The 22,026-nt window shown below is 72.7% G+C and carries 17 protein-coding genes and 1 pseudogene; 10 read left to right on the top strand and 8 right to left on the bottom strand.

Translation table 11 applies throughout. The features are described 5' to 3' along the window. Positions 1–184 precede the first annotated feature (184 nt). The 3 genes from OHU74_RS09145 (at position 185) to OHU74_RS09135 (ending at position 7,286) form a co-directional block, all read left to right on the top strand. Positions 185–916 carry a VIT1/CCC1 transporter family protein gene (locus tag OHU74_RS09145; RefSeq protein ID WP_371615425.1) on the top strand — a complete coding sequence of 244 codons (732 nt, stop codon included), beginning with the start codon at positions 185–187 and terminating at the stop codon, positions 914–916. A 375-nt stretch (positions 917–1,291) separates the two neighbouring features. After that, the gene (gene gltB / locus OHU74_RS09140; protein WP_371619619.1) at positions 1,292–5,833 is read left to right on the top strand and encodes a glutamate synthase large subunit; all 4,542 of its coding nucleotides are present in this window, start codon (positions 1,292–1,294) and stop codon (positions 5,831–5,833) included. After that, the gene (locus tag OHU74_RS09135) at positions 5,826–7,286 is read left to right on the top strand and encodes a glutamate synthase subunit beta (protein ID WP_371615424.1); all 1,461 of its coding nucleotides are present in this window, start codon (positions 5,826–5,828) and stop codon (positions 7,284–7,286) included. Before gltB ends, OHU74_RS09135 begins: the two co-directional genes overlap by 8 nt. 150 nt (positions 7,287–7,436) lie before the next feature. On the opposite strand, the gene OHU74_RS09130 is transcribed toward OHU74_RS09135, so the two are convergent. Further along, positions 7,437–7,979 (bottom strand): GntR family transcriptional regulator, encoded by a 543-nt coding sequence (locus OHU74_RS09130; protein WP_371615423.1) that lies wholly within the window; start codon positions 7,977–7,979, stop codon positions 7,437–7,439. Between the two features lie 163 nt (positions 7,980–8,142). Here OHU74_RS09130 and OHU74_RS09125 point away from each other — a divergent pair, with 163 nt between their 5' ends. After that, on the top strand, positions 8,143–8,592 hold the full coding sequence (locus tag OHU74_RS09125; RefSeq protein WP_371615422.1) for a GNAT family N-acetyltransferase: 450 nt from the start codon (positions 8,143–8,145) through the stop codon (positions 8,590–8,592). A gap of 31 nt (positions 8,593–8,623) precedes the next feature. Here the strand turns inward: OHU74_RS09125 and OHU74_RS09120 are convergent, their stop codons facing one another. Both OHU74_RS09120 and OHU74_RS09115 read right to left on the bottom strand, forming a co-directional pair. Next, complete coding sequence (locus tag OHU74_RS09120) at positions 8,624–9,067, bottom strand: hypothetical protein (RefSeq protein ID WP_371615421.1); 444 nt, start codon at positions 9,065–9,067, stop codon at positions 8,624–8,626. 86 nt (positions 9,068–9,153) lie between these two features. After that, positions 9,154–12,216, bottom strand: coding sequence for an AAA family ATPase (locus tag OHU74_RS09115; protein ID WP_371615420.1), 3,063 nt, complete (start codon positions 12,214–12,216; stop codon positions 9,154–9,156). A gap of 129 nt (positions 12,217–12,345) precedes the next feature. Between OHU74_RS09115 and OHU74_RS09110 the strand changes: the two genes are divergently transcribed. The 3 genes from OHU74_RS09110 (at position 12,346) to OHU74_RS09100 (ending at position 14,554) form a co-directional block, all read left to right on the top strand. Beyond that, complete coding sequence (locus tag OHU74_RS09110; RefSeq protein ID WP_371615419.1) at positions 12,346–13,062, top strand: hypothetical protein; 717 nt, start codon at positions 12,346–12,348, stop codon at positions 13,060–13,062. Between the two features lie 209 nt (positions 13,063–13,271). Then, positions 13,272–13,469, top strand: coding sequence for a hypothetical protein (locus OHU74_RS09105; RefSeq protein WP_371615418.1), 198 nt, complete (start codon positions 13,272–13,274; stop codon positions 13,467–13,469). Further along, entirely contained in the window at positions 13,466–14,554 is a 1,089-nt protein-coding gene (locus OHU74_RS09100; RefSeq protein WP_371615417.1) for a hypothetical protein, read from the top strand. Before OHU74_RS09105 ends, OHU74_RS09100 begins: the two co-directional genes overlap by 4 nt. 151 nt (positions 14,555–14,705) lie before the next feature. On the opposite strand, the gene OHU74_RS09095 is transcribed toward OHU74_RS09100, so the two are convergent. After that, positions 14,706–15,158: an SgcJ/EcaC family oxidoreductase gene (locus tag OHU74_RS09095; protein WP_371615416.1), complete on the bottom strand. Its 453-nt coding sequence runs from the start codon at positions 15,156–15,158 to the stop codon at positions 14,706–14,708. 95 nt (positions 15,159–15,253) lie between these two features. Between OHU74_RS09095 and OHU74_RS09090 the strand changes: the two genes are divergently transcribed. Next, positions 15,254–15,763, top strand: a complete 510-nt coding sequence (locus OHU74_RS09090; RefSeq protein WP_371615415.1) for a MarR family winged helix-turn-helix transcriptional regulator — start codon at positions 15,254–15,256, stop codon at positions 15,761–15,763. A gap of 241 nt (positions 15,764–16,004) precedes the next feature. Further along, positions 16,005–17,333 (top strand): glycoside hydrolase domain-containing protein, encoded by a 1,329-nt coding sequence (locus OHU74_RS09085; protein ID WP_371615414.1) that lies wholly within the window; start codon positions 16,005–16,007, stop codon positions 17,331–17,333. Between the two features lie 46 nt (positions 17,334–17,379). On the opposite strand, the gene OHU74_RS09080 is transcribed toward OHU74_RS09085, so the two are convergent. Genes OHU74_RS09080 through OHU74_RS09065 form a run of 4 tightly spaced genes read right to left on the bottom strand, consistent with a single transcriptional unit; the run spans position 17,380 to position 21,423 of the window. After that, complete coding sequence (locus OHU74_RS09080) at positions 17,380–17,898, bottom strand: pyridoxamine 5'-phosphate oxidase family protein (protein WP_371615413.1); 519 nt, start codon at positions 17,896–17,898, stop codon at positions 17,380–17,382. 36 nt (positions 17,899–17,934) lie between these two features. Continuing rightward, entirely contained in the window at positions 17,935–18,663 is a 729-nt protein-coding gene (locus tag OHU74_RS09075; protein ID WP_371615412.1) for a VWA domain-containing protein, read from the bottom strand. Between the two features lie 31 nt (positions 18,664–18,694). Next, positions 18,695–19,783: an acyl-CoA dehydrogenase family protein gene (locus tag OHU74_RS09070; protein WP_371615411.1), complete on the bottom strand. Its 1,089-nt coding sequence runs from the start codon at positions 19,781–19,783 to the stop codon at positions 18,695–18,697. Continuing rightward, positions 19,780–21,423 (bottom strand): AMP-binding protein, encoded by a 1,644-nt coding sequence (locus tag OHU74_RS09065; RefSeq protein ID WP_371619618.1) that lies wholly within the window; start codon positions 21,421–21,423, stop codon positions 19,780–19,782. The genes OHU74_RS09070 and OHU74_RS09065 overlap by 4 nt, the downstream gene beginning before the upstream one ends. A gap of 168 nt (positions 21,424–21,591) precedes the next feature. Between OHU74_RS09065 and OHU74_RS09060 the strand changes: the two are divergent. Beyond that, positions 21,592–22,008: pseudogene (locus OHU74_RS09060) on the top strand (flavin reductase family protein); the annotation flags it as partial. Positions 22,009–22,026 lie beyond the last annotated feature (18 nt).

Genomic DNA, 22,026 nt, shown 5'->3' with positions numbered 1-22,026 from the left:
ACACCCCGCCCGCACCCCCGTCACCCGGTCGCCGATCCCCAAAACCCCAGGTAAGTACGGCCTACCTTGCTGGCGGGCGCCGAAAATCGTGCGTAGTTTCGAGGTGTTCAGGGGGAGTGGGTGCCTGCGTGTCGTGCGCGGCGCGCCTCTGCGTACCCACTCGTACAAAAGGGGAGACATCGTCATGTCCATCATCGATTTCGAAGCACCGCTCCACACCGCCCACCGCGACAACCACACCCACCTGGACGTCAACGGTGGCTGGCTGCGCCCGGCCGTGTTCGGTGCGATGGACGGGCTCGTCTCCAACCTGGCCCTGATGACCGGTGTCGCGGGCGGCGCCGTCGCCCCGCACGTCATCGTGGTCACCGGCCTGGCCGGTCTCGCCGCGGGCGCACTGTCGATGGCGGCGGGCGAGTACACCTCGGTCGCCTCGCAGCGCGAGCTCGTCCTGGCGGAACTGGAGATAGAGCGCCAGCAGTTGCGCAAGCACCCCGTCGACGAGATGGAGGAGCTGGCCGAGCTCTACGTGTCACGCGGTGTCGAGCCGGCGCTGGCCCGCGAGGTGGCCATGCAGATGTCCCGCGACCCGGAGCAGGCGCTGGAGATCCACGCCCGCGAGGAGCTGGGGATCGACCCCGACGACCTGCCCTCGCCGATGGTCGCCGCCGTGTCCTCCTTCGCCTCCTTCGCGCTGGGCGCGATGATCCCGCTGCTTCCGTACCTGCTCGGCGCCACGACCCTGTGGCCCGCGGTGCTGATGGCACTGCTGGGGCTCTTCGCCTGCGGCGCGGTGGTCTCCCGGGTCACGGCCCGGTCCTGGTGGTACAGCGGACTGCGCCAGCTCGTCCTGGGTGGCGCGGCGGCGGGTGTGACGTACATCCTGGGAACCTGGATCGGCGGAGCCGTAGGCTGACCCGGCAGGGAGTGAGACACTATGCAGTACACAGCATAAGTAGTTCGTTACTCGGCGGTTTCGATACCGTGTCCGCCGGGCATCAGACTCAGGGCGCCGGGCAATGAGGCCCGCCCCGCACGGGACCTTCGCCCCGTGTCCAGATCATCAGGCACCTGCGAAAGTCCCCTCTTGTCTGCCTCGTGCGGTGTCCGCATGGTGGAACGCCATATCCGCTTCTCGGGATTGTCGTCATCATGTAATCTGCACGAAATTTCGCAGAGGGCCAACGTCGTCCCTCGGCTATGCACATATGCCACGACGACGACGGGAGAGCCGATGCGTTCCGCATCCACGCACTCCGCGACCGGCCTCAGCAACACCGCCTGGTCGCCCATGGACGGTCGCCCCGCCCAGCAGGGCATGTACGACCCGCGCAACGAGCACGACGCCTGTGGCGTCGGCTTTGTGGCCAACCTCACCGGCGAGGCCAGCCACACGCTGGTCGAGCAGGCGCTGACCGTATTGCGGAACCTCGAGCACCGAGGCGCCACCGGCTCCGAGCCCGACTCCGGCGACGGCGCCGGCATCCTCTCCCAGGTTCCGGACGCGTTCCTGCGCGAGGCGGCCGGATTCGACCTTCCCGAGGCCGGCGCGTACGCCGTCGGCATCGCCTTCCTCCCCGCCGACGGCACCGCACAGGCCGTCGCCGTGGAGCAGATCGAGGCCATCGCCGCCGAGGAGAACCTGACGGTTCTCGGCTGGCGCGAGGTCCCGGTCACCCCGGACCTGCTCGGCAACGGCGCCCGCGCCACCATGCCGGCCTTCTCGCAGCTGTTCGTCAGCAACGGGACGAGCGGCATCGAGCTGGACCGCAAGGCCTTCGTGCTGCGCAAGCGCGCCGAGCGCGAGGCCGGGGTCTACTTCCCGTCGCTCTCCGCGCGCACCATCGTCTACAAGGGCATGCTGACCACCGGCCAGCTCGAGCCCTTCTTCCCGGACCTCTCCGACCGCCGCTTCGCCTCGGCGATCGCGCTGGTCCACTCCCGGTTCTCGACGAACACCTTCCCGTCCTGGCCGCTCGCCCACCCGTACCGCTTCGTCGCCCACAACGGCGAGATCAACACGGTCAAGGGCAACCGGAACTGGATGCGGGCCCGCGAGTCCCAGCTGGCCTCCGGCCTCTTCGGCGAGGGCGCCCTCGAGCGGATCTTCCCGATCTGCACCCCGGACGCCTCCGACTCCGCCTCCTTCGACGAGGTCCTGGAGCTGCTCCACCTCGGCGGCCGCTCCCTCCCGCACAGCGTGCTGATGATGATCCCGGAGGCGTGGGAGAACCACACCTCCATGGCCCCGGCCCGCCGCGCGTTCTACAAGTACCACTCCACGCAGATGGAGCCGTGGGACGGCCCCGCCTGCGTCACCTTCACCGACGGCACCCAGGTCGGCGCGGTCCTCGACCGCAACGGTCTGCGCCCCGGCCGCTACTGGGTCACCGACGACGACTTCGTCGTGCTCTCCTCCGAGGTCGGCGTCCTGGACATCGACCCGGCCAAGGTCGTCCGCAAGGGCCGCCTGCAGCCCGGCAAGATGTTCCTCGTCGACACCGCCCAGAAGCGGATCATCGAAGACGACGAGATCAAGGACGCGCTGGCCGCCGAGCACCCCTACGAGGAGTGGCTGGAGACCGGCGAGATCGAGCTCGAGGACCTCCCCGAGCGCGAGCACATCGTCCACACCCACGCCTCGGTCACCCGCCGCCAGCAGACCTTCGGCTACACCGAGGAAGAGCTGCGCGTCATCCTGGCGCCGATGGCCCGTACCGCCGGCGAGCCGCTCGGCTCCATGGGTACGGACTCCCCGATCGCCGCCCTGTCCGAGCGCCCCCGGCTGCTCTTCGACTACTTCACGCAGCTCTTCGCGCAGGTCACCAACCCGCCGCTGGACGCCATCCGCGAGGAGCTCGTCACCTCGCTGCTGTCCTCGCTCGGCCCGCAGGGCAACCTGCTGGAGCCGACCGCCGCGTCCTGCCGCAGCGTCACGCTGCCGTTCCCGGTGATCGACAACGACGAGCTCGCCAAGCTGATACACGTCAACGCCGACGGCGACATGCCGGGCATGAAGGCCGCCACCCTCTCGGGCCTCTACCGGGTCTCGGGCGGTGGCGAGGCGCTGGCCGCCCGCCTCGAGGAGATCCGCGGCGAGGTCGACGCGGCCATCGAGAACGGCGCGCACCTGATCGTCCTCTCGGACCGTCACTCCGACGCCGAGCACGCGCCGATCCCGTCGCTGCTGCTCACCTCGGCCGTGCACCACCACCTCATCGCCACCAAGCAGCGCACCCAGGTGGGTCTGCTGGTCGAGGCCGGCGACGTGCGCGAGGTCCACCACGTCGCGCTGCTCATCGGCTACGGTGCCGCGGCCGTCAACCCGTACCTCGCCATGGAGTCCGTCGAGGACCTCCTGCGCGCCGGTACCTTCCTGTCCGGCCTGGAGCCGGAGCAGGCCATCAAGAACCTGATCTACGCGCTCGGCAAGGGCGTCCTGAAGGTCATGTCCAAGATGGGCATCTCCACCGTCGCCTCCTACCGCGGCGCACAGGTCTTCGAGGCCGTCGGCCTGAACGAGGAGTTCGTCCAGGCGTACTTCGAGGGCACCGCCACCAAGATCGGCGGCGCGGGCCTCGAAGTCATCGCCAAGGAGGTGGCCGCGCGCCACGCCAAGGCGTACCCCGTCTCCGGCATCGCGGCCACGCACCGCGCGCTGGAGATCGGCGGCGAGTACCAGTGGCGCCGTGAGGGCGAGCCGCACCTGTTCGACCCGGACACGGTCTTCCGCCTCCAGCACGCCACCCGCAACCGCCGGTACGACATCTTCAAGCAGTACACGGACCGGGTGAACGAGCAGTCCGAGCGCCTCATGACGCTCCGCGGCCTGTTCGGCTTCAACACGGAGGCGCGCCCGTCGATCTCCATCGACGAGGTCGAGTCGGTCGCCGACATCGTCAAGCGCTTCTCCACCGGCGCCATGTCGTACGGCTCCATCTCCAAGGAAGCCCACGAAACCCTCGCCATCGCCATGAACCAGTTGGGCGCCAAGTCCAACACCGGTGAGGGCGGCGAGGACCCCGACCGCCTGTACGACCCGGCGCGCCGCTCCTCCATCAAGCAGGTCGCCTCCGGCCGCTTCGGTGTCACGAGCGAGTACCTGGTCAACGCGGACGACATCCAGATCAAGATGGCGCAGGGTGCCAAGCCCGGCGAGGGCGGCCAGCTGCCCGGCCACAAGGTCTACCCGTGGGTCGCCAAGACCCGGCACTCCACCCCGGGTGTCGGCCTGATCTCCCCGCCGCCGCACCACGACATCTACTCCATCGAGGACCTGGCTCAGCTGATCCACGACCTCAAGAACGCGAACCCGGCCGCACGCATCCACGTGAAGCTGGTTTCCGAGGTCGGTGTCGGCACCGTCGCCGCGGGCGTCTCCAAGGCCCACGCGGACGTCGTCCTCATCTCCGGCCACGACGGCGGTACGGGCGCGTCCCCGCTCACCTCGCTGAAGCACGCGGGCGGTCCCTGGGAGCTCGGCCTCGCCGAAACCCAGCAGACCCTGCTGCTCAACGGGCTGCGCGACCGCATCGTGGTCCAGACGGACGGCCAGCTCAAGACCGGCCGCGACGTCATCATCGCCGCGCTGCTCGGCGCCGAGGAGTTCGGTTTCGCGACCGCGCCGCTCGTCGTCTCCGGCTGCGTCATGATGCGCGTCTGCCACCTGGACACCTGCCCGGTCGGCATCGCCACCCAGAACCCGGTCCTGCGCGACCGCTTCTCCGGCAAGCCCGAGTTCGTCGTCAACTTCTTCGAGTTCATCGCGGAGGAGGTGCGCGAGCTCCTCGCCGAGCTGGGCTTCCGCACCATCGAGGAGGCCGTCGGTCACGCCGAGCTCCTCGACACCAGCAAGGCCGTCACGCACTGGAAGGCGCAGGGTCTCGACCTGGAGCCGCTCTTCTACGTGCCGGAGCTGCCCGAGGGCGCGGTCCGCCACGCCCTGATCGAGCAGGACCACGGTCTGGAGAAGGCCCTCGACAACGAGCTCATCGAGCTCGCCGCCGAGGCGCTGAACGCCGACTCCGCCGAGACCGCCCAGCCGGTCCGCGCCCAGGTCGCGATCCGCAACATCAACCGGACCGTCGGCACCATGCTCGGCCACCAGGTCACCAAGAAGTTCGGTGGCGCGGGCCTGCCCGACAACACCATCGACCTGACCTTCACCGGTAGCGCCGGCCAGTCCTTCGGGGCCTTCCTGCCCCGCGGCGTGACCCTGCGCCTGGAGGGCGACGCCAACGACTACGTCGGCAAGGGCCTCTCCGGCGGCCGTGTCGTGGTCCGCCCGGACCGCGGCGCCGACCACCTGGCGGAGTACTCCACCATCGCCGGCAACACCATCGGCTACGGGGCCACCGGCGGCGAGATGTTCCTGCGCGGCCGCACCGGCGAGCGCTTCTGCGTCCGCAACTCCGGCGCCCTGGTCGTCTCGGAAGGCGTGGGCGACCACGGCTGCGAGTACATGACCGGCGGCAACGCGGTCGTCCTCGGCGAGACGGGCCGCAACTTCGCGGCCGGCATGTCGGGCGGCGTCGCGTACGTCATCGACCTCGACGTGAACAACGTCAACGTCGGCAACGCGGGCGCGGTCGAAGCCCTCTCCGAGTCCGACGCCGAGTGGCTGCACGATGTGGTGCGCCGCCACGAGGAGGAGACCGGCTCGACCGTGGCCGCGAAGCTCCTGGCTGACTGGACCGCCTCGGCGGCCCGCTTCAGCAAGATCATCCCGACCACGTACAAGGCAGTGCTCGCCGCCAAGGACGCCGCTGAGCTCGCCGGACTCTCGGAGTCCGAGACCACGGAGAAGATGATGGAGGCGGCGACCAATGGCTGACCCGAAGGGCTTCCTCACCACCCCGCGCGAGACCGCCTGCACCCGTCCGGTGGCCGAGCGCCTCCAGGACTGGAACGAGGTCTACGTTCCGGGCTCGCTGCTCCCGATCATCAGCAAGCAGGCCGGCCGCTGCATGGACTGCGGCATCCCGTTCTGCCACAACGGCTGCCCGCTCGGGAACCTGATCCCGGAGTGGAACGACTTCGCGTACCGCGAGGACTGGACCGCGGCTTCGGAGCGTCTGCACGCGACGAACAACTTCCCGGAGTTCACCGGGCGGCTGTGCCCGGCTCCCTGCGAGTCGGCGTGCGTGCTCGGCATCAACCAGCCGGCCGTCACCATCAAGAACGTCGAAGTCTCGATCATCGACAAGGCGTGGGACAACGGCGACGTCACCCCGCAGCCGCCCGAGCGGCTGTCCGGCAAGACGGCGGCCGTCATCGGCTCGGGCCCCGCGGGCCTGGCCGCGGCCCAGCAGCTGACCCGGGCCGGCCACACCGTGGTGGTGTACGAGCGCGCGGACCGCATCGGCGGCCTGCTCCGCTACGGCATCCCCGAGTTCAAGATGGAGAAGGTGCACATCAACCGCCGCATCGAGCAGATGCGCGCGGAGGGCACCAAGTTCCGTACCGGTGTGGAGATCGGCCGCGACGTCACCGCCACGGACCTGCGCAAGCGGTTCGACGCGGTGGTCATCGCGGCGGGCGCGACCGTCTCCCGCGACCTGCCGGTCCCGGGCCGCGACCTCAATGGCATCCACTTCGCGATGGAGTACCTGCCCCTCGCGAACAAGGTCCAGGAGGGCGACTTCATGGCGCCCCCCATCACGGCCGAGGGCAAGCACGTGGTCGTCATCGGCGGCGGCGACACCGGCGCGGACTGCGTGGGCACCGCCCACCGCCAGGGCGCGGCCTCCGTCACCCAGCTGGAGATCATGCCCCGCCCGTCGGAGGACCGCCCGACCGGTCAGCCGTGGCCGACCTTCCCCATGCTGTACAAGGTCACCTCCGCGCACGAGGAGGGCGGCGAGCGGATCTACTCCGTCTCGACCACCCACTTCGTGGGCGACGAGGACGGCAACGTCCAGGAACTCCACCTGGTCGAGGTCGCCTTCGAAGAAGGCAAGCTGGTCCAGAAGCCCGGCACCGAGCGCGTCCTCCCCGCGCAGCTGGTCACCCTGGCGATGGGCTTCACCGGCACGGACCAGGAGAACGGCCTGACCGCCCAGTTCGGCCTGGCGATGGACGCGCGCGGCAACATCGAGCGCGACGCCTCCTACGCGACCAACGTCGACGGCGTCTTCGTCGCCGGCGACGCCGGCCGCGGCCAGTCGCTGATCGTCTGGGCCATCGCGGAAGGCCGCTCGGCCGCCCGCGGCGTGGACCGCTTCCTGACCGGCTCCAGCGCCCTCCCGTACCCCGTCAAGCCGACGGACCGCTCCATCACCGTGTAACCCGCGGTACCCCTCCCCTCCGGGGGAGGGGACCCCTCCTCCGGGAGGACCCCTCATACGGTCCGTACAACGGTGTACGGAACTCTGACACCGCGCCCGCCATGTCCCCGACCAGGGATGGCGGGCGTTGTGGCGTTTCGGGGGGATCGGTCATCCGATCCTGATCTCGTACTGCAACTGCTGGCGCTCGGCGGGCATGACCATGATGTCCGCCTGGATCGGCCGGTCCGTGGAGTCGTAGGTGGTGCGTGCGAGTTGGAGTACCGGCTGGTCCGCGCTGAGGTGCAGCTGTGTCCGCTCGTCGGCGTCGGGCATCCTCGCCGTCACGTTCTCGACGGCCCGTACGCCGATGTGTCCGAGCGCGGCGAGCAGTGTCACCGCGCCGCCGCGGATCTTCGCGGTTCCGGCCAGCGGTGTGCCTGCTGCGATGTCCGCGGGGTAGTAGGTGTCGGTCAGTTCGGTGGGCGTTCCGTCACGTTCGATGATCCTGCGGCGGACGGTCACGGCCGCTCCGTCCGGCAGGCCGAGCATGCGGGCCACCGTGGAGGGGGCGTCGGTCTCGCCGGCGTGCAGGATGCGCTGGCCGCCCCGGTGGCCCGCCGCCAAGGCCTCCTCGGTCCATGCGTCCGTGTCCCCGGCGGCGCGTGGAGTCAGGTAGGGCATCGAGGTACTGGTCCATCCGGTCCCGCTCACACTGCCTCCTGCGCTCCGATCGGCCCTGCCGCTCCCACGTTAGGGGACGTATGTCCTTGTCCCGGCAGCAGTGTTCCGGCCGGACCGGCGCTTCGGTGCGCGCGGCCCGTCGTTCGGGGGTGGCGGGCGTTGTGGCGTTTCGGGGGCTGGAGATACTGCTGGTATGGATGTGGAGTTGAGGGCCCCGCGGGTGGGGGAGGTCGAGGTCGTCGCCGAGTTGAAGGCCGTCGTGATGCGCGACGACCTGGAGCGGCTGGGGCGGTACGACGAGGTGCGGGTGCGGCAGCGGCTGCGGGACGAGTTCTCGGAGGTGTACTCCTCGGTCATCGTGATGGGGGAGGACATCGTCGGGTCCCTGACCGTGCGGCCTTACGGGGGCGGGCTCAAGGTGGAGCACCTGTATCTGGATCCGCGCCACCAGGGGCGGGGGATCGGGTCGCGGGTGCTGTGTGAGGTGCTGGCGCGGGCCGACGCGGAGGGCGTGGAGGTACGGCTGACCGTGTTGCGGGGGAGTGCCGTCCGGGGGCTCTACGAGCGGTACGGGTTCGTGGTGGAGGGGGAGGATCCCGTCGACGTGCACATGGTGCGGGTGCCCGCCGCCTCCTCGGCGTAGTGAGCGGTGGGCGGCGTCGTGACCCGGTGAGCTACTCGGGCTGGACGACCGTGGCGCCCCAGCGTATGGACGGGGACGAGGCCGTCACCGCGGCGCCGAAGCCGCCGTGGAGGCCGCTGCCGAGGGGGACCGTGACGCGGGCCGGGGAGCCCTCGGGGCAGTCCAGGGTGAAGGGTGCCGGGTCACGGTCCGGGAGTTCGTTGAGGTGGAAGGTCACCTCGATGCTGCCGCCGCCTTCGCATCCGAAGGTGGTGAAGGTGTCCAGCGACGGCGCGAGGCCGCCCGAGACGAAGCCGCCCGAGCCGGTCTGCTCGGGTAGCCAGATCACTCCGTCCGGCCCCGGATAGCCGATGATTTCGTCCGCCCCCGCCGCGACCGCCTGCCCCGCCCCCGCGGTCAGTGCCAGGACGAGGGTGGTGGTCGTCGCCGCGATCGCCGCCGCCGTGCGGGTCCTGTACGCGTGCCTCTTCTTCATGGTCCCCCCTGGGTACGTGAACGTGTGCCGACTGCTTCGTCCACGCTAAACGCACCCACTGACAGGGCCGGTTCGCCGGGTCTCCTTCAGCCCGTGCTCCGGGCCGTCAGGGCGGCCAGGGCCGAGCGGGTGGTGACGCCCGTCTTGCGGAAGATGTGCGACAGGTGGGTGTCGACCGTGCGCGGGCTGAGGTAGAGGCGGGCCGCGATGGCCGGGGTGGTCAGGCCCTCGGCCACCAGGGCTGCGATCTGCTGTTCGCGCGGGGTGAGGTGGGGGAGGGGGGAGGGAGCGGGAGCGGGAGCGGGAGCGGGAGCGGGAGCGGGGCGCGGCGTTGCGGCGGGTGGGGGGAAGAGGTCCGCCAGGCCCGTCAGGAGGCGGGCTCCGCCCGTTTCGGCGAGGCGGCGGCCGTGGTGCCAGAGGGATGCCGCGGCGGCGGGGTCGCCGGCCCGGGTCCGTAAGGAGGAGCCGATCAGCAGGGCCTGGGCCTCCCAGAGGGTCGCGCCCGAGCGGCCGGCCTCCTCGGCCGCCAGGGCGTACAGGTCCGCCGCCGGTCCCGGCTCGCCGCGTCCCGCCAGCAGCTGGCCCGCGCTGCGCAGCGCCGAGGCCCGCTGCGCGGGCAGCCCGAGCCGCTCGGCGTCCGCCGTGGCCAGCCGGGACCAGGCCTCCGCGTCGGCCAGGTCGCCGGTGGTGACGGCCGCCGTGACCAGGGCTTCGAGGAACAGCGGACGCATCGTCGGCTGGAGGCGGGCGAGCTCCGGGCCGCCGCCCGCCCGCAGCATCGCGGACCGGGCCCGCCGGGGATCGCCGGCGTGCAGGGCCGTGTAACTCAGCACGCACCAGGCGAGCGAGGCCCACCAGCTGTTCCGCCCCCTGCACAGGGCGACCGCTTCTTCGGCCACGGCCAGCGGGCTGCTGTCGCCCGGGGGCAGGGCCGCGAGGAGCACCTGGGCCTTGTTCGCCAGGACCAGGGCGAGGAGTTCGTCGCTGCCGATGCCCCGGGCGATGGACTCCGCCTCGTCGACGAGCTCCAGCGCCGGGAGCATCCGGCAGGTGCTCATGTGGACGATCGCCTTGCACAGGAGCAGGTGCGGGAGGAGGTGGAGGGGGCCCACGCGGCGGGCGAGGGCCAGGCCCCGGTCGGCGTGCCGCTGCGCGTCCGCGTACCGCTCCAGATAGAACTCCGACCAGCTCAACCGGGCCAACGGCTCGCACAGCTCCGTGAGTTCCCGGTCGGTCAGCGCGTCCACCCGGGCCGCGGCGCGGTCGGTCAGCGCCCGGGCCGTCACCAGGTCGCCCCCGTACGTCTCCCCGAGCGCGGTGATCGTCAGCGCCCCCGCCTCGGCGGGCTCGTTGCCCAGCCGCCGGGCCAGGTCCAAGGTGCGCCGTATGTCCTCCCGCACCTCGTCGTAGGACAGCGCGTGCGGTGCCGACGAGCCGAGTTCGAGACCGAGGGCGAGCGCGTCGGCCGGGCGGGGTGCGGGCCGGCGGGCCAGTTCGCGGCGGAGCAGGGCGACCGCGGACGCGTAGTTCCCGAGATGGCGTTCCATCGAGGCGCACAGGGTGGCGGCGCTCGCGCGCAGCCCGCCGTCCTCGTCGGATCCGGGCCGCGCCATCAGCTCGTGGAGCAGGTCCCGGCTCTGCCGCAGCTCCCCGCACACGCCGAGGGCCCGCGCCCGGCGCAGCAGCAGCTCCCGCCGGTGCGCGCCGTGCTCCGCGGTGTCCGGCAGCACCCGGAGCACCACCCCCAGCCAGTGCGCGCAGCTCGCGGGGGCGGTGGCCTGCGACTGCCCGGCCGCCTCCAGCAGGACCGCCGCCGCCTCCGGGTCCCAGCCGGTCAGCGCCCGCTCGACGTGGTGGGCCCGTACGGCGGCACCCGCGCCCGCACCGGCCAGCGCGGCGGCGGCCCGCCGGTGCATGTCGGTACGGCGCCGGTGCTCGGTGTTCTCGTGCACCACGGTCCGCAGCACGGGATGGCGCAGCGACCAGCTCCCGCCGGGGCCCCGCCGCAGCAGGTCCCGCCCGGCCAGCACGGCGAGGTCCGCATCGAGCGGGCCGGGGTCGGGCGGGCCGGGAACGAGCGGGCCGGGGGCGGGCGCCGACGCGGTGAGCGTGTGCGCCAGCAGCGGAGCGGTGGCGTGGTCGCCGAGCACGGCGACGGCCTCGGTGGTACGCCGCTGCGTGTCCGTCAGCGGGGTCAACTCGTCGAGCAGCAGCGCGGCCAGGCCCCCCGCCGGCAGGGCGGGCCCGTCGCCCTGGCCCTGGAGCAGGGTCAGGAAGTAGAGCGGATTGCCCTCGCTGGCCGCGTAGAGCCGGGCGGCGCGGGCGGGCGGCAGATCCGGGGCGAGGTGCTCCACGCAGGCCCGCTCCGCGAGGGGGCCGAGGTCCAGGCGCAGCACGGCGCCGGTGTCCACGCCCCGGGTGAGCGCGGCGGTGAGGGACGGGGAGGTCTGGCGGTCGCGGCGGGCCACGATGATGGTCACGGGCGCGCGCAGGGGGTGGCGCACGAGGTGGTCGAGGAGCTCCAGGGAGGCCGGATCGGCCCAGTGGAGGTCGTCGAGGGCGATGAGCAGGCCGCCGCCGTGACCACCACGGTCATCGCCGTGACCACCACGGTCATCGCCGTGACGGCCACGGTCATCGCCGCGGCCACCAGGGCCATCGCCGTGACCGCCACGATCACCGCCACGATCACCGCCGTGACCACCACCACCGTCACCGCGCTCCGCCAGCTCCGTGAGCAGCCGGGCGACCGCCCGGTGCACGGCGAACCGGTCCAGCGGGGCGCTCCGCCCGGCGCCCGGGTCCGCCGCCACGCCGTGCAGGACGGGGGCCACCGACGGGTCCGCGCCCTTCTCCCGCAGCAGTTCCGGATCCAGGTCGGCGAAGGCGTCGGTGAACAGCCGGAAGGGGATGTGCCGTTCGTACTCGGTGGCCCGGCCGCGCAGGACCGTCAGGCCGCGGCCCCGGGCCCTTCGGCACACCTCGGTCAGCAGTCTGCTCTTGCCCATGCCCGCCGGGCCCGTGAGGTCGACGACGCCCGGCGATCCGCCGTGCCCGCCGGTCACTTGCCCGCCGGTCGCTTCCCCGATCGCCTCGTCCAGCCTCTCCAGCTCGGCCCCCCGGCCGACCAGCGGAGTCCTGCCCACCATGGCGCCTCCCCTGATGTCCGGTACCCGGATTCGTTGCCGGGGATGCGTAGGCGGTTCTACGGATGCCGCCGCCGGAGCCGGGCTGTCAGCATCGGAAGTGATCCCGGCCGTGCCTGACGTGGAGGCCTGATGCGCCGATTACGTGTGTTAGCCGTACCGTTCCTGACCCTCCCGCTGTTCGTCGTGGCCGGCTGTGCGGGCTCGGGTCCCGGCCTGCCCCTGGGGGCGGGCGGGGCCGCGCCCTCGGCGGCGACCCCGTCCGCCGCCTCCCCCTCGGCGACCGTCCTCTCGACCCCGAGCCCGACCCCGAGCCCCACCCCGTCACCGGTCCCGGCCCCCGTTCCCACCACGCCGTGCACGGTCACGGCCGGTCTGGACACGAAGGGGCTGACCGGCTACCTCAAGGGGTTGCGCAGCAGCGAGCGGCCCGCGGCCTCGGACTCCTCGGCCCTCTTCATGGTGGACAGCGGCGTGTGGCTCGGCCTGCGCAACTCCCAGCGTCCGTGCGACGCGGTGCCCGTCAAGCTCAGTCACGTCCGGGTGGAGATGACCAAGTCGTCGAGCTCGGCGGGCTACAAGTTCACGTACGGCCCGATCGACACCCGCACGCTCGCCGTCGGCCCGGACGACGGCCTGGTCCGGGGGAGCGTGCCGCCGGCGCCGTCGGGCTGCGGGGGCACGCTGTCCATCCTCTACGTGGGCCAGGAGCTCGCGGAGAGCGAGCTTCCCGAGCACCTGAGCCTGCCGACCACGGACTCCACGCTGGACTGGACCCTGGTCGACGTCTCCGCGGACCGCGTGCTGGACGCGGTGTTCAAGCCGCCGCCGGGGGCGAAGAGCTGCTGATCCGCCGGGGGCGGTCAGCGGGAAGGCGGCCGGGCGGGGCCGCCGGTGCGCCCGGTGGGGCGGTGCGCCGTGGGGGTGCGCACCGCCCCACCGGCCGGGCTACCCGCGAGTATTGACTATTAGTCAATCCAGGACCATTCTCTGGGCGAGCCGTCGTCGTCTTTGGTGTGGGAGGTCGTCCCGTGCGTACCGATGAGGAAATTGGCCGGTTGAGCGGTGAGTTGGCGGGGGCCCGGCCCCCCGCTTCGTTCGCGGAGCTGGACGCCGGGGAGCTCGCGCGGCTCGCCGAGGCGCTGAAGGCCGAACGGGCCCGCCAGGCCGAAGGGCTGAACCGGGCCGCCGAGGAAGCGCTCAAGCTGGTCCCCGCCCTCGCGCGCGGGGCCGTACGCAAGGTGCTGTTCCGGTGAGCCGCGCCGAAGTGGAGAAGATCGCCCGGCTGGTCGGCGTGGACGCCGGGGAGCTCGGCTTCCTGCGCGGGCTGCCGGACGAGGACGTGCGGACGTTCAGGGAGCAGGTCAGCGGCGTACTGAACGACGGCGCTCCCGAGATGCTCGACCGGATCGCCGCCGCGACCAAGCTCGTACCGGCCGGAGTCGCGGCCGCCATCTCGCAGAAGGCGCTCGGGCCCCGGCTCGCGGCCGGGGTGGCCGGCCGGCTGGAGTCCGGGCGGGCCGCCGACATCATCGCGAAACTGCCCGTCACCTTCACGGCCGAGGCCTGCGGGCACCTGGACCCCCGGAAGATCGCCGGGATCGTCGACCGGCTCGACGAAGGGCTCGTCGTACGCATCGCCGTCACCCTCGCCGAGAACCGCGACCACCTCACCATGGGCCGCTTCGTCGGGCACATGAGGGACCAGGTGCTCCGCCGGATCCTGGACCAGGTGGACGACGCGGCGGTGCTGCGCGCCGGGTTCTACGTCGACCTGCCCGAGCGGCTGCCCCGCATCCTGGAGCTCATGGGCGACGACCGGCTCGCCGCGGTGGTACGGGCCGCCGCGGCCGAAGGGCTCTGGGAGGAGGCCCTCGGCGTCGCCGCGATGGTCGGCGGGGAACAGCGGCTGCGGATCGCCGAACTCACCGCCCGCCTCGGCGGGGCCGAACTCGATTCGCTCGTACGGGTGACGCACGCCGAGGGGCTGTGGGAATCCCTGCTCCCGCTCGTCGCGCTGCTCGGGGAGGACGACCGGCTCGCCGTGGCCCGGCTGGACTCCCTGCGGGACCCGGAGGTGCTGACCGGGGTGGTACGGGCCGTCGTGGCCACCGCGCTGTGGGGCGAGTTCCTGCCGCTGGTCGGGGTGCTGCCCGAGGAGGGCCGCAAGGTGGTGGCCGACGCCGCCGCCGGGCTGGGCGACGCGGAACTCGAAGGACTCGTGCGCGAGGTCGACAAGCAGGACCTGTGGGAACTGGTGCTGCCGCTCGTCGAGCTCATGGACGAGGCGGGCAAGGAGCGCGTCTTCGCGCTGCCCGCCTTCCAGGACCAGCAGGAGTAAGAGGGGACACCTGCCGGGCCGTTCGGGCCGCTCGCGGGGCTCCTCCACTGGGAGGAGGGGCCCCGCGGTCCGCGGTTCGGAGGGTCCGCGACCCGCGGTCCGCGGGTTCGAAGTGGGGGACCGGTCCGGGCGGGGGAGGTCCGGGCGGGGGTCAGCGGTCGGCGGCCGGGACGAGGCCCGGGGCGAACCGGTAGGACACGGCCTCCATCAGCGGCTTGCGCTTGGTGTTCTGGAAGGCGGCGATCCGCCACTGCCCGTCCTCCTCGCGGACCAGCGTGTAGGTCTGGATCTTGCGGAGCTTCTGCGGGCGCTTGCCCTTGTAGGTGTCCCCGCGGCCGTTCACCACGGCGACGCCGGGCCCGTGGAAGCGGATGTCGAGGATCTCGTCGGCCAGCCGGGTGCCCTTGAGGAAGCCCGCGAAGAGCGTGCGGTGGCTCTCCACGATGTCGCGGCGCCCCCGGTAGAAGGTGCCGACGTAGGTGATGTACGTGGCGTCCTCGGTGAACAGCTCCCCGTAGGCCTCGGCGTCGTGGCTCTCCCAGGCGGTGACGAGGCGGCTCAGCACGGTCTGGACGGAGGTGACGGACTCGCTGGTGGACTGCATGACGGACCACTCCCCATTGGTTAGACTGATGCAGATACTGAGCAAACGCAGTATCTGCATGCGTGCAGATATAAATGTAGGAGGCGGTCCGGGGAATGGCAACAGGCATCGGCGACCAGGATGGCGACGGCCGGGACGCGCACACGATCTTCCGGCAGTACCTGGACGCCGTCGGCCTCCAGGGCCTGGCCAGCGCCGAGGCGTCCGGCCTGCACACCTCGGAGTGGTACGCCCTCAGCCTCATCACCCTGGAGGGCGGCCTGTCGTCCGGTGAGCTCGCCACCCGCACCGGCTTGACCACCGGCGCCACGACCCGGCTCATCGACCGCCTCGAACGGGCCGGCTACGCCCGCCGGGCCGCCGACCCGGGCGACAGGCGCCGGGTCATCGTGGAACCCGAACCGGACGCGCTGGACCGCATCGAGGACGTGGTCGGCCCCGCCCGCCGGCACATCGCGGCGGTGATCGGCTCCTATTCCCCGGAGCAGCAGGCCCTGCTCTTCGACTACTTCGCCCGCGCCGCGCCCGCGTTCCGCGCGGCCACGGAGGAGATCCGCGCCAACACCGCGCCGCGGCGCGGCAAGAGCCGCCCGGCAGCGGGCTGACCCACGGGCCGACCCGCGGCCGACCCACAGGCCGACCACGGGCCGACCCGCGGCCGACCCACAGGCCGACCACGGGCCGGGGCGCTGCCGGGCGCACGCGGTCGGCCGCCGCCTCGGCCGCCGGGCCGCGACCCGTAGAGCCGCCCGGCCGCGCCCCCGTACCGCCGTCCCGTCAACAGCGGGCCCGCGCCTTCTCGTGCCTCTGAGTCAACACCGCGGCCTTCTGGTAACAGTGGGTCACATGCTCCCCTCCCACATGATGTTGAGCTGCCTGCTGGGCGCCGCGCTGCTCGCTCCCGTCCCGGTCGGAGCCGCGGACGGTCCCCCCGCCGGCGGTGCCCGCCCCGCCACCGGTGCCGCCGGTGCCCGCCCCGCCGACGGCCGCCCCGTCGACTACCGCGGGCTGCACCTCACCGTCCCCGCCGACTGGCGGGTCGTCGACCTCGACCGGAACCCCGACGCCTGCCTGCGCCTGGACCTGCCCACCCTCTACCTCGGGCACGCCGGTACCCAGGGCGACTGCGGAGCGGCCCGCGCCGTCGCCCCGCGCGCCGACACCCTGCACCTGGAGCCCCTCGACGGGGCCCCGCCGCGCGCCGACATCCCGACCGTCGGCGCGGACGAGGGCGAACCCCTGCCCAAGGTCCGGGGCGACAGCAACGAGATCCGCTACACCCTGCGCCGCGCCGGGGTGATGGCCACCGTCTCCTACGGGGCCACGCCCGAGACGGTACGAGGAGTGCTCGGCCGGGCCCGTACGCTCACCCCGCCCACCCGTCCGGCCCCCGCCGAGCCGGTCGTCGCCCCCGGCCCGGGGCCCCGTGCCGCCGCCCAGGGCCCCTACACCGGCGAGGGCTTCGACGCCTGCACCGCCCCCACCCAGAAGGCCATGAACGCCTGGAAGGAGGACTCGCCCTTCGGCGCGGTCGGCATCTACATCGGCGGCCGGGCCCGCGCCTGCGCCCAGCCGCAGCTCACCGCCGGCTGGGTGACCCGCCAGGCCGCCGCGGGCTGGCACCTGATGCCGATCTGGGTCGGCCCCCAGCCCTGGAACAGCTCCTCCACCGGGCTCTCCACCGACCCCTCCGAGGCCACCGACCAGGGCACGGCCGCCGCCGACGGCGCCGCCCAGGCGGCCACCGCGCTGGGTCTGGCCGAGGGCACGGTCCTCTACAACGACCTGGAGAACTACACCGACCGGGCCACCTGGGACGGCCCGGTCGTCTCCTACCTCACCGCCTGGACGGTCCGGCTGCACGAACTGGGCTACCGCGGGGCCGCCTACGTCTCGGCGAGCTCCGGGGCGAAGGCGCTGAGCGCCCATTACGCCCAGGCCCCGGACGCCATGCCCGACGTGCTGTGGGTGGCCCGCTGGAACGGGTCGGCCTCGGTCACCGACGCCGACCTCGGACTGCCCGCCGGCACCAAGCAGTGGTCGGGAGCGCGCCGGGCCCACCAGTTCCGGGGCGACCACGACGCCACGTACGGAGACGTGACGATCAACATCGACCGGAACTGGGTGGACGTCGACCCCGCGGCCCTCAAGAAGGCCCGCCCGCACCTGAGCTGACCGGCACCTGAGCCGACCCGCACCCGAACCGACCCGCGCGAGCCGATCAGGCGGGGGTGTCCTCGCGGGCCGGCTCGTCGTCATTGCCCCGGCGGATGGTGCGCAGCCCGCCCGCCGGGGTCCACGACCGCACCACCAGGTCATCGCCCTCGACCCCGACGTGGACCACCTCCGTCAGCTCGGCGCGGAAGAGGTCGAAGGGGTGCGGGCTGTCGTTCTCCTCCGCCTCCTCCGCGTACCGGTGGAGCTCGGGCTGCTCCACGATCTCGATCGCGCGCCCGGCGATCCGCACGTCCCCGTCGGGCATGGTCTCGCCCTCGCCCGGGTTGGTGTGCAGGGCGAAGCGCGGATCGCGCCGCAGGTCCTTGCCCTTCATCGAACCCGGCATCATGCCCAACCAGAGCTCGCCGCCGCGGATTTTCACGTTGAGCCCGGTGGCGCGCGGGGATCCGTCCTTGCGCAGGGTCGCCAGGACATGGTGCGGGAACTGCGCGAAGCGCGCCTGGACGGCCGCCGCGAATTCGGGTTCCGCCTTCTCGAATACGGCCCAGTTGTTCGTCGTCATACCTCCATCAAAGCGCGGGGCACCGACAACCGCCGTTCAGGCGCGCACGATGCCCGCCGCGCGGGCCGCCGCCAGCCATTCCGGGAACTCGGCGACCAGGCGGTCGTAGAGCTCCGAGTCCGTGACGGTCCGCGGGTCCGTTCCCGCGTGGAAGTAGCCCGCGTTGTCCACGGGCCGCTTGGCCGGGACCGGCAGTTCGTCGAGCCGCCGCAGGAAGTCGAACTGCGAGCTGCGGGTGTTCCCGAAGCCGACGAACTGCCAGAAGATCGGCAGCCGGGCCGCCTTGCACAGGTACCTCTCGGCGGCGAGCTTGTTGATGGGCCCGCCGTCCGTCTGGAAGACGACGAGCGCGGGGGCCGCCGACCCCGAGTCCAGGTAGTGGTCGATGACCGCGTCCATGGCCGCGTGGTAGGCCGTCTTGCCCATGTGACCCAGCCCGGCGGCGATCTCGGTGACCCGTCCCTCGTGGCCGGCGAGGGAGATCTCCTCGACCGCGTCGACCTCCGTGGAGAAGAACACGACGGGTACGCGGGCGTCGTCGTCCAGGTGCGCGGACAGCCCCAGCACCCGGTCCGCGAGGGCCTGCACGCTGCCGTCCTCGTAGTACGGGCGCATCGACCCCGAGTAGTCCAGGACCAGGTACACGCAGGCGCGCCCGCCCTCCATGCCGTGTTTGCGCAGCGAGACCCCGGCGCTCTTGTAGAGGCTCACCAGCGCCGGGGCGCTCTCTTCGATCTTCCGGAGGTCCACCGCGCTGCCCGTCATGGGCCCGAGGGTACGGGAGCCCGGGCGGCGTTCACCCGGACGGGAGGAACCCGAGCCGGGCCGCCAGCCGTTCACGGTGTGCGGACGGCGGTCCGAAGAGGTGGGCCGAGCCGTGGGCCCGCTTGAAGTACGCGTGCGCCTCGTGCTCCCAGGTGATGCCGATCCCGCCGTGCAGCTGGATCATCTCGCCCGCCACGTACGCGTAGGCCTCCGAACACCCCGACTTCGCCGCGGCGGCCTGGCTCGGGGCGGCGTCGGAGGCGGCCGCCGCGAAGGCGAGCGAGCGGGCACCCTCCACGGCGGTGTGCATATCGGCCAGCCGGTGTTTGACCGCCTGGAAGGAGCCGATGGGCCGCCCGAACTGCACCCGGTCCTTCGCGTACCGCACGGTCGTCTCCAGGGCCCGCGCCGCCGCCCCCGCCTGCTCGGCGGCGAGAGCCGTGCAGGCCAGGTCCCGGACCCGGTCGAGGACGGCCGCGCCGTCGGCGGACAGCAGCCGCGCCGGGGTCCGGTCCAGGGCCAGCTCCGCGAGGGGCCGGGTGGTGTCCATGGTGGACCGTACGGTGAAGGACGCGGGCGCGGAGTCGAGTGCGAAGAGGCCGAGCCGGCCCTCGGGGGTCACCGCGAAGGCGAGCACCAGCGAGGGCTCCGCCGGCCCGGCCAGCACGTACCGCTTGGCGCCGGTCAGCAGCCAGTCGGAGCCCGCGGGAACCGCCCGGGTGGAGAGGGCCGGAGCCTCCCAGCCGCCCTCCTCCGCCCAGGCCAGCGCCCCCACCACGGAGCCCTCCGCCAGCCCGGGCAGGTGCCGTTCGCACGCCTCCCGGTCCCCGGCCGCGAGCAGTGCCCGCACGGTCAGCACCGCCGAGCCCAGGTACGGTACGGGGCTCAGCGCGCGCCCCAGCTCCGCCATGACCACCGCGACTTCGGCGGTCCCGCAGCCCAGGCCGCCGTACTCCTCGGGCACCGCCAGCGCGGCCGCGCCCACCTGGGCCGTCAGCGGGGCCCAGGCCGCGTGGCCGGGATGCCGGGCGAGGACCGCCCGTACCGCGTCGCGCAGTTCGCCCAGCTCCGTCAGCTCCGTCAGCTCCGGGGCGGGCGCCGGCGTACCGGGGCCGCTCATGCCGACTCCCCTCGCGCCGCACGGCGCAGCTCGGTCTTCAGCAGTTTGCCGCCCGCGTTGCGCGGGAGTTCGTCGAGCCGGGTGAACCTGCGCGGCACCTTGAAGTTGGCCAGCCGCTCCCGGGTCCAGGCGGTCAGCTCGGCGGTGGTGACGGGCCCGGTGGTGACCACGTAGGCCACCCCGATCTCGCCGAGCCGCTCGTCGGGGGCTCCGACCACCGCCGCGTCGGTGATGGCCGGGTGGGTCAGCAGCACGTTCTCCACCTCCGCCGGATAGGCGTTGAAGCCGCCGACCACGTACATGTCCTTGAGCCGGTCGGTGATGGCGAGGTAGCCGCGCGCGTCGAGGACGCCGATGTCCCCGGTGCGCAGCCAGCCGCCCGGCAGCACGGCGTCGGCGGTGCTCCCCGGATCGTCCAGGTAGCCGGGGGTGACGTGGTAGCCGCGGACCTGCACCTCGCCCGGTTCCCCGGCGGGCAGCACCTCGCCGAGCGGGCCCGCGATCCGTACCTCGGTGTCCGGCAGCGGCAGGCCGACGGTGTGGGCGAGGGTCCGGGCGTCGGCGTCGGTGGGGCAGACGGAGACGACCCCGCCGGACTCGGTGAGACCGTACGCGGTGAACACGTCGGGGGCGCCCAGTTCGGTGCGGATCTCCTCCACGAGGGAGGTGGGTACGGAGGCGGCGCCGGTGCCGGCCAGGCGCAGCGCGGACAGGTCGTGGGCGGCGCGCTCCGGGTGGCGGATCAGGCCGTGGAAGACGGTCGGGGGCCCCATCAGGCAGGTGACGCGCTCGGCGGCCATGCGGTGCAGGATCCGGTCGGTGTCGTAGACGGCCTCGGGGAGCATGGTGACGCCCCGGAGCAGGCAGGCCAGCACCCCGGCCTTGTAACCGAAGGTGTGGAAGAAGGGGTTGACCAGCAGGTACCGGTCGCCGGGCCGCAGGGTGACGAGCCCGGACCAGGAGGCGTAGAGCCGGACGGTCTGGCCGTGGGTGGTCATGACCCCCTTGGAGCGGCCGGTGGTGCCGGAGGTGTAGAGGATGTCGCTGAGGTCCCCGGGCCGTACGGCGGCGGCGCGCGCGGCCCGCTCGGCGTCGGGGACGGCCGCCCCGGCACGCAGGTACGCGCCCCAGTCGGTGGCGGCGGGGCCGCCGGAGCCACCGGGGCCGCCGGAGCCACCGGGGCCGCCGGAGCCGTCTCCCTCAGAGATTTCTCCTCCGCCGCGCAGGATCACCGTGGAGGCGAGCGCGCCCAGGTCCTCGCCGGAGGCGTGCAGGTCACGGGCGTAGTCGGTGCCGAGGAATCCGCGCTCGGTGAAGAGCACGCGGGCGCCGCTGCGCCGGATGATGTCGGCGGCTTCGGCGGGCTTGTAACGGGTGTTGACCGGGACGAGGACGGCGCCGACACCCACCGCGCCGAGTGCGGCGGTGATCCAGTGGCGGCTGTTGGGGGCCCAGATCGCGACCCGGTCGCCGGGCCGGACGCCATGGGCGAGGGCGGCGCGGGCGGAGGCGGCTATTTCCTCGGCGAGGCGGGCGAAGGTCCAGCGGACCTCCCCGTCGGCGAGGGCCTCGCGCTCCCCGTACGCGGCGGCGGCGTACCCGGGAAGCCCGGCCAGGGTGGCGGGCAGGGGCAGGGGCAGGGGCAGTTGCGGGGGCTGGTGCGGGGGCAGTTGTGGGAGCACGTGCGGGGTCTGGCGGGGGCTGGTCACTAACCCTCCCTACTTGACGAGCGAGCGTGGGCGGTATCCAATCACATGTGTTTCGGTTAGGCATATACCTAGTAGGAACGTCGTGATCAGGAGGTCACCATGCCGACCCTCACCCTCGCCGCGGACATGAAGTCCGCCCTCTCCAGCTTCTGCACCGGCGTCGCCGTCATCACGGCACGCCGAGCCGACGGCCGTCCCGCCGGGATGGCCGTGCAGTCCTTCTCTTCCGTGTCCCTGGATCCGCCGCTGGTCTGCTTCTGTCCGGCCCGTACGTCCACCACCTGGCCCGAGATCCAGGCCGCCGGAGCCTTCGCCGTCAACATCCTGGCCGCCGACCAGCAGGACCTGTGCCGCCGGTTCGCCGTCACGGGCGGGGACAAGTTCGGCGGGGTCGCCTGGCGTTCCGGCGGCAACGGGGCGCCGCTGCTCGACGGGGCCCTGGCCACCGTCGAATGCGATCTGGAGGCCGTCCTGGACGGCGGCGACCACGCCATCGCGCTGGGCAGGGTCACGGCCCTGACCGCGCACCGCGAG

Origin of the sequence: Streptomyces sp. NBC_00454 (assembly GCF_041434015.1) — a bacterium.
In the GTDB taxonomy this organism is placed as follows: domain Bacteria; phylum Actinomycetota; class Actinomycetes; order Streptomycetales; family Streptomycetaceae; genus Streptomyces.
The sequence above is the reverse complement of the archived record's forward strand: the minus strand, read 5'-3'. Positions and strand labels throughout refer to the sequence as shown.

Bases quoted from the DNA above. Each gene is read 5' to 3' on its own strand.
- OHU74_RS09120 (WP_371615421.1), bottom strand. From the start codon at position 9,067: ATGAAGAAGAGGCACGCGTACAGGACCCGCACGGCGGCGGCGATCGCG.
- OHU74_RS09090 (WP_371615415.1), top strand. From the start codon at position 15,254: ATGGCAACAGGCATCGGCGACCAGGATGGCGACGGCCGGGACGCGCAC.
- OHU74_RS09085 (WP_371615414.1), top strand. From the start codon at position 16,005: ATGCTCCCCTCCCACATGATGTTGAGCTGCCTGCTGGGCGCCGCGCTG.
- OHU74_RS09080 (WP_371615413.1), bottom strand. From the start codon at position 17,898: ATGACGACGAACAACTGGGCCGTATTCGAGAAGGCGGAACCCGAATTC.
- OHU74_RS09135 (WP_371615424.1), top strand. From the start codon at position 5,826: ATGGCTGACCCGAAGGGCTTCCTCACCACCCCGCGCGAGACCGCCTGC.
- OHU74_RS09110 (WP_371615419.1), top strand. From the start codon at position 12,346: ATGCGCCGATTACGTGTGTTAGCCGTACCGTTCCTGACCCTCCCGCTG.
- gltB (WP_371619619.1), top strand. From the start codon at position 1,292: ATGGACGGTCGCCCCGCCCAGCAGGGCATGTACGACCCGCGCAACGAG.
- OHU74_RS09145 (WP_371615425.1), top strand. From the start codon at position 185: ATGTCCATCATCGATTTCGAAGCACCGCTCCACACCGCCCACCGCGAC.
- OHU74_RS09075 (WP_371615412.1), bottom strand. From the start codon at position 18,663: ATGACGGGCAGCGCGGTGGACCTCCGGAAGATCGAAGAGAGCGCCCCG.
- OHU74_RS09095 (WP_371615416.1), bottom strand. From the start codon at position 15,158: ATGCAGTCCACCAGCGAGTCCGTCACCTCCGTCCAGACCGTGCTGAGC.
- OHU74_RS09115 (WP_371615420.1), bottom strand. From the start codon at position 12,216: ATGGTGGGCAGGACTCCGCTGGTCGGCCGGGGGGCCGAGCTGGAGAGG.
- OHU74_RS09125 (WP_371615422.1), top strand. From the start codon at position 8,143: ATGGATGTGGAGTTGAGGGCCCCGCGGGTGGGGGAGGTCGAGGTCGTC.
- OHU74_RS09070 (WP_371615411.1), bottom strand. From the start codon at position 19,783: ATGAGCGGCCCCGGTACGCCGGCGCCCGCCCCGGAGCTGACGGAGCTG.